The 12,751-nt window shown below is 58.9% G+C and carries 16 protein-coding genes; 9 read left to right on the top strand and 7 right to left on the bottom strand.

The features are described 5' to 3' along the window. Positions 1–6: 6 nt before the first annotated feature. The 7 genes from hpf to YA0848_RS17965 all read right to left on the bottom strand — a co-directional run bounded on the left by hpf (position 7) and on the right by YA0848_RS17965 (position 5,399). Positions 7–312: a ribosome hibernation-promoting factor, HPF/YfiA family gene (gene hpf, locus YA0848_RS17995; RefSeq protein ID WP_034095912.1), complete on the bottom strand. Its 306-nt coding sequence runs from the start codon at positions 310–312 to the stop codon at positions 7–9. Positions 313–387: 75 nt separating this feature from the next. Beyond that, positions 388–1,881: an RNA polymerase factor sigma-54 gene (locus YA0848_RS17990; protein WP_169867987.1), complete on the bottom strand. Its 1,494-nt coding sequence runs from the start codon at positions 1,879–1,881 to the stop codon at positions 388–390. Positions 1,882–2,073: 192 nt separating this feature from the next. Then, positions 2,074–2,799 carry an LPS export ABC transporter ATP-binding protein gene (gene lptB / locus YA0848_RS17985; RefSeq protein ID WP_034095914.1) on the bottom strand — a complete coding sequence of 242 codons (726 nt, stop codon included), beginning with the start codon at positions 2,797–2,799 and terminating at the stop codon, positions 2,074–2,076. Continuing rightward, positions 2,799–3,332 (bottom strand): lipopolysaccharide transport periplasmic protein LptA, encoded by a 534-nt coding sequence (gene lptA, locus YA0848_RS17980; protein WP_034095915.1) that lies wholly within the window; start codon positions 3,330–3,332, stop codon positions 2,799–2,801. The genes lptB and lptA overlap by 1 nt, the downstream gene beginning before the upstream one ends. Continuing rightward, positions 3,319–3,891 (bottom strand): LPS export ABC transporter periplasmic protein LptC, encoded by a 573-nt coding sequence (gene lptC, locus YA0848_RS17975; protein ID WP_034095916.1) that lies wholly within the window; start codon positions 3,889–3,891, stop codon positions 3,319–3,321. The genes lptA and lptC overlap by 14 nt, the downstream gene beginning before the upstream one ends. Before the next feature lie 8 nt (positions 3,892–3,899). Next, positions 3,900–4,424 carry a KdsC family phosphatase gene (locus YA0848_RS17970; protein ID WP_034095917.1) on the bottom strand — a complete coding sequence of 175 codons (525 nt, stop codon included), beginning with the start codon at positions 4,422–4,424 and terminating at the stop codon, positions 3,900–3,902. Next, the gene (locus YA0848_RS17965; RefSeq protein ID WP_034095918.1) at positions 4,425–5,399 is read right to left on the bottom strand and encodes a KpsF/GutQ family sugar-phosphate isomerase; all 975 of its coding nucleotides are present in this window, start codon (positions 5,397–5,399) and stop codon (positions 4,425–4,427) included. Positions 5,400–5,699: 300 nt separating this feature from the next. Between YA0848_RS17965 and YA0848_RS17960 the strand changes: the two genes are divergently transcribed. The 9 genes from YA0848_RS17960 to hisD all read left to right on the top strand — a co-directional run bounded on the left by YA0848_RS17960 (position 5,700) and on the right by hisD (position 12,749). Beyond that, positions 5,700–6,509 carry an ATP-binding cassette domain-containing protein gene (locus YA0848_RS17960; protein WP_034095919.1) on the top strand — a complete coding sequence of 270 codons (810 nt, stop codon included), beginning with the start codon at positions 5,700–5,702 and terminating at the stop codon, positions 6,507–6,509. Beyond that, the gene (gene mlaE, locus YA0848_RS17955; protein WP_034095920.1) at positions 6,509–7,306 is read left to right on the top strand and encodes a lipid asymmetry maintenance ABC transporter permease subunit MlaE; all 798 of its coding nucleotides are present in this window, start codon (positions 6,509–6,511) and stop codon (positions 7,304–7,306) included. Before YA0848_RS17960 ends, mlaE begins: the two co-directional genes overlap by 1 nt. Continuing rightward, positions 7,306–7,773 carry an outer membrane lipid asymmetry maintenance protein MlaD gene (gene mlaD / locus YA0848_RS17950; RefSeq protein WP_034095921.1) on the top strand — a complete coding sequence of 156 codons (468 nt, stop codon included), beginning with the start codon at positions 7,306–7,308 and terminating at the stop codon, positions 7,771–7,773. Before mlaE ends, mlaD begins: the two co-directional genes overlap by 1 nt. Positions 7,774–7,784: 11 nt before the next feature. Then, positions 7,785–8,432: an MlaC/ttg2D family ABC transporter substrate-binding protein gene (locus tag YA0848_RS17945; RefSeq protein WP_034095922.1), complete on the top strand. Its 648-nt coding sequence runs from the start codon at positions 7,785–7,787 to the stop codon at positions 8,430–8,432. Further along, on the top strand, positions 8,429–8,734 hold the full coding sequence (locus tag YA0848_RS17940) for an STAS domain-containing protein (RefSeq protein ID WP_034095923.1): 306 nt from the start codon (positions 8,429–8,431) through the stop codon (positions 8,732–8,734). The genes YA0848_RS17945 and YA0848_RS17940 overlap by 4 nt, the downstream gene beginning before the upstream one ends. A 114-nt stretch (positions 8,735–8,848) precedes the next feature. Beyond that, positions 8,849–9,088 (top strand): BolA family protein, encoded by a 240-nt coding sequence (locus tag YA0848_RS17935; RefSeq protein ID WP_034095924.1) that lies wholly within the window; start codon positions 8,849–8,851, stop codon positions 9,086–9,088. Between the two features lie 23 nt (positions 9,089–9,111). Next, positions 9,112–10,377, top strand: a complete 1,266-nt coding sequence (gene murA, locus YA0848_RS17930) for a UDP-N-acetylglucosamine 1-carboxyvinyltransferase (RefSeq protein ID WP_034095925.1) — start codon at positions 9,112–9,114, stop codon at positions 10,375–10,377. 293 nt (positions 10,378–10,670) lie between these two features. Then, positions 10,671–11,306, top strand: a complete 636-nt coding sequence (gene hisG / locus YA0848_RS17925; RefSeq protein ID WP_010213102.1) for an ATP phosphoribosyltransferase — start codon at positions 10,671–10,673, stop codon at positions 11,304–11,306. A 126-nt stretch (positions 11,307–11,432) separates the two neighbouring features. Next, positions 11,433–12,749, top strand: a complete 1,317-nt coding sequence (gene hisD, locus YA0848_RS17920) for a histidinol dehydrogenase (protein ID WP_034111781.1) — start codon at positions 11,433–11,435, stop codon at positions 12,747–12,749. The last annotated feature ends 2 nt before the right edge of the window (positions 12,750–12,751 follow it).

Below are 12,751 nucleotides of genomic sequence, written 5' to 3'. Positions count from 1 at the left end.
GGAGAGTTAGCGACCTGTACCTTGCATCAGGTGCAGATTCTTTTCCTTATGCTTTATGAGTTGGCGGTCAAGCTTTTCGTACAGCGAGTCAATCGCGGCATACATGTCGTCATGTTCGGCATTGGCGACGACTTTGGCATTCGGTATGTGCAGGGTGGCCTCGATTTTCTGCTTGAGCTTATCGACCTCCATGATGACCTGCACATTGGTAATTTTGTCGAAGTGCCCCGCAAGCTTGTTCAGCTTGCTCTCGGTGTACTCACGCAGGGGCTTGGTGACTTCCAGCTGGTGTCCACTGATGTTGACTTGCATACAGCTTCTCCTTCGTTGCCAGTGCATAAAGCGGCAGGCCGGGATGCCTGCCACTGGAACGCTATGGCCCGCCCGTCACATCAAACGCTTACGCTCGCTGGAAGGCGCGATCCCAAGGGACTCGCGATATTTGGCGACGGTTCGACGGGCGACCTGAATGCCTTGTGCCTCCAGTAAACCAGCGATCTTGCTGTCACTCAACGGCTTTTTCTGATTTTCCGCGGCAACCAGTTTTTTGATGATCGCGCGGATCGCCGTGGACGAGCATTCGCCGCCTTCGGAAGTGCTGACATGGCTGGAGAAAAAGTATTTCAGCTCATAAATACCCCGTGGGGTATGCATGAATTTCTGCGTGGTCACCCGTGAAATTGTCGACTCGTGCATGCCGACCGCCTCGGCGATGTCATGCAGCACCAGCGGTTTCATCGCTTCGTCGCCGTATTCCAGGAAGCCGCGCTGATGCTCGACGATCTGGGTGGCGACTTTCATCAGGGTTTCATTGCGGCTTTGCAGGCTCTTGATGAACCAGCGCGCTTCTTGCAGCTGATTGCGCATGAAGGTGTTATCGGCGCTGGTATCGGCGCGGCGCACGAACCCGGCATATTGCGGGTTGACGCGCAGGCGTGGCACCGATTCCTGATTCAGCTCCACCAGCCAGCGCTCGTTGTCCTTGCGTACGATAACGTCTGGGACAACGTATTCGGCTTCGCTGGACTCGATCTGCGAGCCTGGGCGAGGGTTGAGGCTTTGCACCAGCTCGATGACCTGGCGCAGCTCGTCTTCCTTGAGCTTCATGCGTCGCATCAGTTGGCTGTAGTCGCGGCTGCCCAGCAGATCGATGTAATCGGTGACCAAACGCTGGGCTTCGCTGAGCCAAGGGGTCTTGGCGGGCAACTGACGCAATTGCAGTAGCAGGCACTCGCTGAGGCTGCGGGCACCAATGCCGGCAGGCTCGAACTGCTGGACGCGGTGCAGGACGGCTTCGATTTCGTCCAGCTCGATATCCAGTTCCGGGTCGAAGGCCTCAAGGATCTCCTCAAGGGTTTCGTCCAGATAGCCCTGGTTGTTGATGCAGTCGATCAGGGTCACGGCGATCAGCCGATCGGTGTCCGACATCGGCGCCAGGTTCAACTGCCACAACAGGTGGCTTTGCAGGCTTTCGCCGGCGGACGTCCGGGTGGTGAAATCCCACTCGTCATCGTCGCTGCTGGGCAGGCTGCTGGCGCTGGTCTGGTAGACGTCTTCCCAGGCAGTGTCTACGGGAAGCTCGTTGGGAATACGCTCGTTCCATTCACCTTCCTCCAGGTTATCCACCGTCGGGGCGGTTTCCTGATAGGAGGGTTCCTGCACATCGGAGTTGGGTTTTTGCTCGATGTTGTCAGCCAACGGATCTGCATTATCGAAGTCGTCGCCTTCTTCCTGGCGTTCGAGCATCGGATTGGACTCCAGAGCCTCCTGGATCTCCTGTTGCAGGTCCAAGGTCGACAATTGGAGCAGGCGGATGGCCTGTTGCAGCTGCGGTGTCATCGTCAGCTGCTGGCCCATTCTCAGGACTAGCGATGGTTTCATGGCAGGGGCTTAACACCTTATTCGCCGGCGCAATGCGCCATCCACGACAGGGCGCGTGAGCGCCAAACATAAGCAAATTATATGCCTGATATCGGGGGCTTTGCCTAGAGCGCGGTAACAATAAAAATCCAGAGGCTTTCATTGCATCCGCGCACCAGGCTAACGTCCTGCCAACGCCTTGCTAAAGGCTGTTTACAGGCGGAACTCGTGGCCCAGGTATACTTCCTTGACCAGTTCGTTGGCCAGGATGGTGGCGGCATCGCCTTCGGCGATCAGTTGACCATCGTTGACGATATAGGCGGTTTCGCAGATATCGAGGGTCTCACGTACGTTATGGTCGGTAATCAATACCCCGATGCCCTTGGCCTTGAGGTGATGGATGATCTGTTTGATATCGCCAACCGAAATCGGGTCGACGCCGGCAAACGGTTCGTCCAGCAAGATGAACTTGGGCGCGGTGGCCAGTGCGCGAGCAATTTCCACACGACGACGCTCGCCACCGGACAGGCTCATGCCAAGGTTGTCGCGAATGTGGTTGATGTGGAACTCCTGCAGCAGGTTTTCCAACTCCGCGCGACGGCCATCCCGGTCAAGCTCCTTGCGAGTCTCCAGGATCGCCATGATGTTGTCGGCGACCGAGAGTTTGCGGAAGATCGACGCTTCTTGCGGAAGATAGCCGATACCGGCGCGGGCGCGACCGTGCATCGGTTGGTGGCTGACGTCTAGATCGTCAATCAGCACGCGGCCTTGGTCCGCTTGAACCAGGCCGACGATCATGTAGAAACAGGTGGTCTTGCCGGCACCGTTGGGGCCGAGCAAGCCGACGATCTGGCCGCTGTCAATCGACAGGCTGACATCGCGCACGACCTGACGGCTTTTATAGGCCTTGGCCAGATGCTGGGCTTTCAGGGTTGCCATTACTCGGCCTTCTTCTTCGGCTGGATAACCATGTCGATGCGTGGGCGCGGTGCGCTGACCTTGGTACCGTTGGCGCGGCCCGCCTGGGCGACCTGAGTCTTGGTGTTGTACACGATCTTCTCGCCTTCGGTGGAGTTACCGTCGGCGCTCAGCACCTTGGCCTGATCGATCAGCACAATGCGGTTCTGCTGCGCATGATACTGGATGGTCTTGCCATAGCCCTTCATCGGGCCTGGATCTTCTGCCTTTTGCTTCTGTTCGAAGTAGGCAAGGTTGCCCACCGACGTCACCACGTCGATGTCGCCTGCCGGGGTGCGCGTCAGAGTTACCGTGTTGCCGGTGATCTTCATCGAACCCTGGATAATGATCACGTCGCCCTTGTAAGTGGCAACGCCTTGCTTGTCATCCAGCTGAGCATCGTCAGCCTGGATGCGGATAGGCTGCTCGCTATCGTTCGGCAGAGCCCAGGCGCTCACGCTTCCCAGTGCTGCGCCAAGACCGAGCAAAATCGGGAGAGTTTTAACGAGCCTCATACTGTCCTCTTACGTTCGATAGCAGGTGTATCCTGCTTTCTTTCAAATACGCTTTCATTCCCTTGCCAGTCGATACACCGCCAGCGCCGTCGATTCTAACGTCTTGCTCGGTCTGCGCATATTGCTTCTGTGGGAATACGGTCATGCGACTGCTGGTAATAATGGTGTCGCGGTTCTGCGCATCGGTACGCGCGACGCGCACTGAGTCGATCAGTTCGACTTCGGTGCCATCTGGGTTCACCTCGCCACGCTTGCTAGTCACGTGCCACGGAAACTCCGTGCCGCGATACAGGTTCAAGTCCGGATTGGTCAGCAGGGTCACCTCGCTGGCCTTCAAATGCTCGACTTTGTCCGAGGTCATTTCGTATTGCACCTTGCCATCGGGCAGGAACTGCACGCTGTAGGCGTTGGTGGCGTAATAGTCGATAGCCCCATCGTCGACCTGCGCCACAGGTCGGTCGAGAAACCGCTCCGGGCTGATATTCCAGTAGCCCACCGCCAGGAACAGCGCGGCGATGACTCCGAATAACAGGAAGTTGCGAATCTTTTTGCTCAGCATAAAACGCTCTATAGGTAGGCGGCGTGGGCCGCTTCAAGACGGTCTTGGGCGCGCAGTATCAGCTCGCAGAATTCGCGGGCGGCACCTTCGCCGCCACGGGCAGTGGTGATGCCATGGGCGTGCTCGCGAACGAACGCCGCCGCGTTAGCCACCGCCATGCCCAGCCCGACCCGGCGGATCACCGGCAAGTCGGGCAGGTCGTCACCGAGGTAGGCGACCTGTTCATAGCTTAGGTTGAGTTGGCCCAATAGTTCGTCCAGAACTACCAGTTTATCCTCGCGGCCCTGATACAGGTGAGGAATCCCCAGGTTTTGCGCGCGACGTTCCACCACTGGCGTCTTGCGACCGCTGATAATGGCGGTCTGTACCCCTGCGGCCATCAGCATCTTGATGCCTTGGCCGTCCAGTGTGTTGAATGTTTTAAATTCGCTGCCATCTTCGAGGAAATACAAGCGGCCGTCGGTCAGCACGCCGTCAACGTCGAAGACGGCCAATTTGATGCGCTTGCCGCGTTGTAACAGGTCGTTGCTCAATTACATCACTCCCGCACGCAGCAAATCGTGCATGTTCAAGGCGCCAATCGGGCGGTCATCGCTATTGACCACTACCAGCGCACCGATTTTATGGTCTTCCATGATCTTCAGCGCTTCGGCCGCCAGCATGTCAGGGCGCGCGGTCTTGCCATGGGGCGTCATCACCGCATCGATGGTGGCGGTATGGATATCGATGGTGCGGTCCAGAGTCCGACGCAAGTCACCGTCGGTGAATACGCCGGCCAGGCGGCCATCAGCTTCGAGGATCACCGTCATGCCCAGGCCCTTGCGGGTCATTTCCATCAATGCGTCCTTGAGCAGAGTGCCGCGTTGGACGTGAGGCAGCTCATCGCCCGAATGCATGACGTTCTCCACCTTCAACAGCAAACGACGGCCCAGCGCACCGCCCGGGTGGGAAAACGCGAAGTCTTCCGCTGTGAACCCGCGAGCTTCCAGCAGCGCCACGGCCAGGGCATCTCCCATGACCAGCGCGGCGGTAGTGGAGGAGGTCGGGGCCAGATTCAGTGGGCAGGCTTCGTGGGCCACATGCACGTTCAGATTGACTTCAGCAGCCTTGGCCAGGGTCGATTCCGGGTTGCCGGTGATGCTGATCATCTGGATGCCTAGGCGTTTGATCAACGGCAGCAGCGTCACGATTTCGTTGGTGGTGCCGGAATTGGATAGGGCCAGGATGATGTCATCCTTGGTGATCATGCCCATGTCACCGTGGCTGGCTTCGGCCGGATGCACGAAAAACGCTGTGGTGCCGGTGCTGGCCAGGGTGGCGGCGATCTTGTTGCCTATATGGCCGGATTTACCCATGCCGACCACGACAACGCGACCCTTGCTGGCCAGGATCATCTCGCAGGCGCGTACGAAATCTGCGTCGATATGGGCCAGCAAACCTTCTACGGCTTCAAGCTCGAGGCGGATAGTGCGTTGTGCGGATTGAATAAGGTCGCTGGATTGGCTCATGTCTGAAATCGTATAGCCTGACGAAAAGTCGGCGATTATAGCGGTAATGTTCAATTCCCTCACGCAAGTTCGTCAGGGTTTATTCGGTAGTCGCCTGAGATTCATGCTCAGCAACGTTTTTTCCTGGCCCCGAAACTGAACTGGCGTTGTTCCGGCCTTGGGGGCGTTGTACCAGCAGTGATATAGTTCGCGGCCAGTTCGGTCCGCTCAGTCCCTGTGGCTATCTATATTGCGCAGCCGTTGCAAACGTTTGTCGCATAGATGGTGTCTGAGTGAGAAGCTGCATCCCAAGGAGTTTAGATGAGTGCCGATAACGCCTACGCGGTCGAGCTGAAGGGACTGACCTTCAAGCGCGGGACGCGCAGCATCTTCAATAACGTCGATATTCGCATTCCCCGCGGCAAGGTCACCGGCATCATGGGGCCTTCCGGTTGCGGCAAGACCACCCTGTTGCGTTTGATGGGCATGCAATTGCGCCCGAACGCTGGTGAGGTGTGGGTCAACGGCCAGAACCTGCCGACGCTGTCGCGCAGCGATCTGTTCGATGCGCGCAAGCACATGGGCGTGTTGTTCCAGAGTGGGGCACTGTTCACCGACCTCGATGTTTTCGAGAACGTGGCGTTTCCGCTGCGGGTGCATACGCAACTGTCCGATGAAATGATTCGTGACATTGTTCTGTTGAAGCTCCAGGCCGTGGGCCTGCGCGGCGCCATCGACCTGATGCCTGACGAGCTGTCCGGCGGTATGAAGCGTCGCGTCGCCCTGGCGCGCGCCATTGCCCTTGATCCCCAGATCCTTATGTACGACGAGCCCTTTGTTGGTCAGGACCCGATCGCCATGGGGGTGCTGGTGCGCCTGATCCGTCTGCTCAACGATGCATTGGGGATCACCAGTATCGTGGTCTCCCACGACCTGGCGGAAACCGCGAGCATCGCCGACTACCTGTACGTCGTCGGCGATGGTCAGGTGTTGGGGCAGGGCACGCCTGAGGAATTGATGAATGCCGACAACCCGCGCATTCGCCAATTCATGACCGGCGATCCCGACGGCCCCGTGCCTTTTCACTTTCCGGCGGCGGACTACCGCGCAGATCTTCTGGGGAAGCGCTGATGCGCAAGACATCTCTTATCGAAAAGGTTCGCCTTTTCGGTCGCTCGGGCATCGACATCGTCGAAGTGCTGGGTCGTTCGACGATTTTTCTATTTCACGCGTTACTAGGCCGCGGCGGCATTGGTGGCGGCTTTGGTCTGTTGATCAAGCAGTTGCACGCAGTGGGTGTGATGTCCCTGGTGATTATCGTGGTCTCCGGCGTCTTCATTGGCATGGTACTGGCGTTGCAAGGCTTCAATATCCTGTCCAGTTACGGTTCGGAGCAGGCGGTGGGGCAGATGGTGGCCCTGACGCTGTTACGCGAGCTGGGGCCGGTGGTGACTGCATTGTTGTTCGCTGGGCGCGCGGGTTCCGCGCTGACCGCCGAAATCGGCAATATGAAGTCCACCGAGCAGTTGTCCAGCCTGGAAATGATTGGCGTGGACCCGCTCAAATACATTGTTGCCCCGCGCCTGTGGGCTGGCTTCATTTCTCTTCCATTGCTGGCGATGATCTTCAGTGTGGTGGGTATCTGGGGTGGTTCTTGGGTCGCGGTAGACTGGCTGGGCGTCTACGACGGCTCCTACTGGGCCAACATGCAGAATAGCGTGACCTTCAACGGTGACGTGCTCAACGGCGTTATAAAGAGCATCGTCTTTGCCTTTGTAGTGACCTGGATCGCCGTATTCCAAGGCTATGACTGTGAGCCCACTTCAGAAGGGATCAGTCGCGCCACCACCAAGACCGTTGTGTACGCCTCGCTGGCGGTACTGGGCCTTGACTTCATTTTGACCGCCTTGATGTTTGGAGATTTCTGATGCAAAACCGCACTGTGGAAATCGGTGTCGGCCTTTTCTTGCTGGCTGGCATCCTGGCTTTACTGTTGCTGGCCCTTCGGGTCAGTGGCCTGTCGGCCAGCCCCACCGCCGACACTTATAAACTTTACGCGTACTTCGACAATATCGCCGGTTTGACTGTCAGAGCCAAAGTGACCATGGCCGGCGTGACGATCGGCAAGGTCACGGCAATCGATCTGGATCGCGATAGCTTCACGGGTCGAGTGACGATGCAGCTGAACAAGAAGGTCGACAACCTGCCGACCGACTCCACTGCGTCTATCCTCACCGCGGGTCTGCTGGGCGAGAAGTACATTGGTATCAGCGTGGGCGGGGAAACAGCCTTGCTCAAGGATGGTTCGACCATCCACGACACGCAGTCGTCGCTGGTGCTTGAAGACCTGATCGGTAAATTCCTGCTCAATACGGTCAATAAAGACGCTAAATGAGGAATCTGTACATGATCTCTACCTTACGACGTGGCCTTCTGGTACTGCTTGCAGCGCTGCCGTTGTTGGCTAACGCGGCGGGTTCTGCGCACGATCTGGTGCAGGACACGACCAACAAAATGTTGGCTGACCTGACAGCTAACAAAGAACAGTACAAGCAAGACCCGAGTAAGTTTTACGACGCGCTCAATACCATTGTCGGGCCGGTGGTCGATGCCGAAGGCATTTCCCGCAGCATCATGACGGTCAAGTATTCGCGTAAGGCGACGCCTGAGCAGATGCAGCGCTTCCAGGAAAATTTCAAGCGCGGCCTGTTTCAGTTCTATGGCAACGCATTGCTTGAGTACAACAACCAGGGCATTACCGTTGCGCCAGCCGGCGACGAATCGGGTAATCGCACCAGCGTCAACATGAGCGTCAAAGGCAACAACGGCGCGATCTACCCGGTGCAATACACCCTGGAGAAGATCCAAGGCGAGTGGAAGCTGCGTAACGTGATCATCAACGGCATCAATATCGGCAAGCTGTTCCGTGATCAGTTCGCCGATGCGATGCAGCGCAATGGCAACGACCTGGACAAGACCATCAACGGCTGGGCCGGGGAAGTCGCCAAGGCCAAGGAAACATCCGACAAAGAAGCCGGGAAGTCTGCGCAATGATCGAGTCGGCTGTTCGTCTTGGCGATGCCGGCGAGCTGTTTCTCAGCGGCGTGCTGGATTACCGTACCGGGCCTGACCTGCGCAAGCAGGGCCAGGCACTGATCAAGACCAGTACCGCGCCCGCGCTGGTGCTGGATTGCTCGGCGGTGACCAAGTCCAGCAGCGTCGGATTATCGTTGTTGCTGTGCTTCATGCGCGATGCCGAGGCGGCCAAGAAGTCGGTCAGCATCCGTGCGTTACCCGACGACATGCGCGAAATTGCCGAGGTTTCCGGTCTGACCGAGCTGTTGGCGCATCCTTAATACACATATTCAAGCAAGCCCCCCGTCAGAGTCCTGCTATGCGGGGTTCGCAGGCGCGGGGCTTTTTTGTATGATGTGCGACCCGCGCGCACTGGGCGCCGATAGAGGTTGAGCATGCAGGCCCTAGAAGTTAAGAGCTTCCTTGAAGGAAAGCTGCCGAATACTGAGGTTGTAGTTGAAGGCGAAGGCTGCAATTTCCAGCTGAACGTGATTAGCGATGAACTGGCGGCATTGAGCCCGGTCAAGCGTCAGCAGCAGATCTATGCCCATTTGAACCCGTGGATCACCGATGGCAGCATCCATGCGGTCACTATGAAATTTTTCAGCCGCGCGGCCTGGGCCGAGCGCACCTGAGCCCCCAAGGCGTCGAGATTCTTATGGATAAATTGATTATTACCGGCGGTGCCCGCCTTGATGGCGAGATCCGCATCTCCGGTGCGAAAAACTCCGCCTTGCCGATTCTGGCTGCGACCCTGCTGTGCGATGGCCCGGTGACCGTGGCCAATCTGCCGCATCTGCACGACATCACCACCATGATCGAGCTGTTCGGTCGCATGGGCATCGAGCCGGTGATTGACGAGAAACTGGCGGTCGAAATCGACCCACGTACCATCAAAACCCTGATCGCTCCGTACGAATTGGTGAAAACCATGCGTGCATCGATCCTGGTGCTGGGCCCGATGGTTGCCCGTTTCGGCGAAGCTGAAGTGGCACTGCCTGGCGGTTGCGCCATTGGCTCGCGTCCGGTGGACCTGCATATCCGTGGTCTGGAAGCGATGGGCGCGATCATCGACGTCGAAGGCGGCTACATCAAGGCCAAGGCACCGGAAGGCGGCCTGCGGGGCGCGAACTTCTTCTTCGATACCGTCAGCGTGACCGGTACCGAGAACATCATGATGGCCGCTGCCCTGGCCAACGGCCGCAGCGTACTGCAAAACGCCGCCCGCGAGCCGGAAGTAGTCGACCTGGCTAACTTCCTGAACGCCATGGGGGCGAAGGTTTCCGGCGCTGGCACCGACACCATCACCATTGATGGCGTAGAGCGTCTGCACACCGCAACCTACAAGGTTATGCCCGACCGGATCGAGACCGGCACCTACTTGGTCGCCGCCGCCGTCACCGGTGGTCGCGTCAAGGTCAAGGATACCGATCCGACCATCTTGGAAGCGGTCCTGGAAAAACTCCGTGAAGCCGGTGCCGAAATCACCTGCGGCGAAGACTGGATCGAACTGGACATGCACGGCAAGCGGCCAAAAGCCGTCAACGTGCGTACCGCGCCGTACCCGGCGTTCCCGACCGACATGCAGGCGCAGTTCATTTCCTTGAACGCGATTGCAGAAGGCACCGGTGCCGTGATCGAGACCATCTTCGAAAACCGCTTCATGCACGTATACGAGCTGCACCGCATGGGCGCGAAGATCCAGGTTGAAGGCAACACTGCCATCGTGACCGGGATCGACAAGCTCAAGGGCGCGCCAGTAATGGCCACCGACCTGCGTGCCTCGGCCAGCCTGGTAATCTCCGCGTTGTGTGCGGACGGTGACACCTTGATCGACCGCATCTACCACATAGACCGCGGTTACGAGTGCATCGAAGAAAAACTGCAGATGCTCGGCGCAAAAATTCGCCGCGTACCGGGCTAGTCCTGGAACTGAAAACACCGCCACTGTGGTGAGCGGGCTTGCTTTGGTGAGTGGGCTTGCTGTGGTGAGCGGGCTTGCTGTGGTGAGCGGGCTTGCCCCGCGCTGGACTGCGCAGCAGTCCCCCGCTTTTGGGTCGCTACGCAACCCCGCGCCTGGCAAGCCCGCTCACCACACACGGTGTCAGTTCGCGGTATGCTGAATGTGTTCCAAATCGAGGCTGTCATGGCCTCGATCTGTGTCTGGCGCCGTTTGCGACCGGACAGCAATAGCCTGATGAAGGATTGACGTTTCCCATGTTGACCATCGCACTGTCCAAGGGCCGTATCCTTGACGACACTTTGCCGCTTCTGGCTGAAGCGGGCATCGTGCCGACCGAGAATCCGGACAAGAGCCGCAAGCTGATCATCCCCACGACCCAGGACGACGTTCGTCTGTTGATCGTAAGGGCTACTGACGTGCCGACCTATGTTGAGCATGGCGCGGCCGACCTCGGCGTCGCCGGCAAGGACGTGCTGATGGAATATGGCGGTCAGGGCCTGTATGAGCCGCTGGACCTGCGCATTGCCCTGTGCAAGCTGATGACCGCCGGTCGCGTCGGTGACGTTGAACCCAAGGGCCGCCTGCGCGTGGCCACCAAGTTCGTCAACGTCGCCAAGCGCTACTACGCCGAACAAGGTCGTCAGGTCGATATCATCAAGCTCTACGGCTCGATGGAGCTGGCGCCGCTGATCGGCCTGGCCGACAAGATCATCGACGTGGTCGATACCGGCAATACCCTGCGTGCCAACGGTCTCGAACCACAGGAATTTATCGCTGACATCAGCTCCCGTCTGATCGTCAACAAGGCATCGATGAAGATGCAGCACGCCCGTATCCAGGCGTTGATCGACACCCTGCGCAAGGCAGTGGAGTCTCGACACCGCGGTTGACCCACACGCGCGGCCTTAGGCTGCGCCCGTCTATCCGCCTCATAGCCAGAATTCTCAGGTGCCCAAGCGGAGCGAACGGTAGTTTAGGGCGCCTGAGTTTTTTGCCAATCCTATGAGGCCCTCGCTATGACCACGTCCACTGCAATTGCCCGACTCAACGCTGCCGATCCGGATTTCGCCCATCATCTGGATCATCTGCTGAGCTGGGAAAGCGTGTCCGACGATTCGGTCAACCAGCGGGTGCTCGACATCATCAAGGCGGTGCGCGAGCGTGGCGACGCCGCACTGGTGGACTTCACCCGTCAGTTCGACGGTTTGGACGTCCAGTCCATGTCCGATCTGATCCTGCCTCGCGAGCGCCTGGAGCTGGCCCTGACCCGCATCACCGCCCCCCAGCGCGAAGCCCTGGAAGTGGCGGCGGCAAGGGTTCGCAGTTACCACGAAAAACAGAAGCAGGATTCCTGGAGCTACACCGAAGCCGATGGCACGGTGCTGGGCCAGAAGGTCACGCCGCTCGACCGTGCAGGCCTGTACGTGCCGGGCGGCAAAGCGTCGTACCCGTCGTCGGTTCTGATGAATGCTATCCCGGCCAAAGTTGCCGGTGTGGCTGAAGTGGTCATGGTGGTGCCGACCCCGCGCGGTGAAATCAACGAATTGGTGCTAGCCGCCGCGTGCATCGCCGGTGTCGACCGCGTTTTCACCATCGGTGGCGCCCAGGCCGTGGCGGCCCTGGCCTATGGCACCGAGAGCGTGCCAAAGGTCGACAAGGTGGTCGGCCCCGGCAATATTTACGTGGCTACCGCCAAGCGCCACGTCTTTGGCCAGGTCGGTATCGACATGATCGCCGGCCCGTCGGAGATCCTGGTGGTGTGCGACGGCCAGACCGATCCGGACTGGATCGCCATGGATTTGTTCTCCCAAGCCGAGCATGACGAAGACGCTCAGGCGATCCTGGTCAGCCCGGATGCCGAGTTCCTCGATAAGGTCGCGGCCAGCATCAATAAGCTGCTGCCGACCATGGAGCGTGCCGAGATCATCGAGAAGTCGATCAATGGCCGCGGTGCGTTGATCCTGGTGCGTGATATGGAGCAAGCCATCGAAGTGGCCAACCGCATCGCGCCCGAGCACTTGGAGCTGTCCGTGGCTGACCCACAGGCTTGGCTGCCGTCGATTCGCCACGCCGGTGCGATCTTCATGGGGCGCCACACCAGCGAAGCCCTGGGCGATTACTGCGCCGGCCCCAACCACGTACTGCCCACCTCCGGCACCGCGCGCTTCTCGTCGCCGCTGGGGGTGTATGACTTCCAGAAGCGTTCTTCGATCATCTTCTGCTCGCCACAGGGCGCGTCCGAGCTGGGCAAGACCGCTTCGGTGCTGGCCCGTGGTGAATCGTTGAGCGCCCACGCGCGCAGCGCCGAATATCGCATCGCCAAGGGAGAGTAAGA

It is taken from the genome of Pseudomonas sp. S4_EA_1b, from assembly GCF_016307435.1.
Taxonomy (GTDB): domain Bacteria; phylum Pseudomonadota; class Gammaproteobacteria; order Pseudomonadales; family Pseudomonadaceae; genus Aquipseudomonas; species Aquipseudomonas rhodesiae.
The sequence above is the reverse complement of the archived record's forward strand: the minus strand, read 5'-3'. Positions and strand labels throughout refer to the sequence as shown.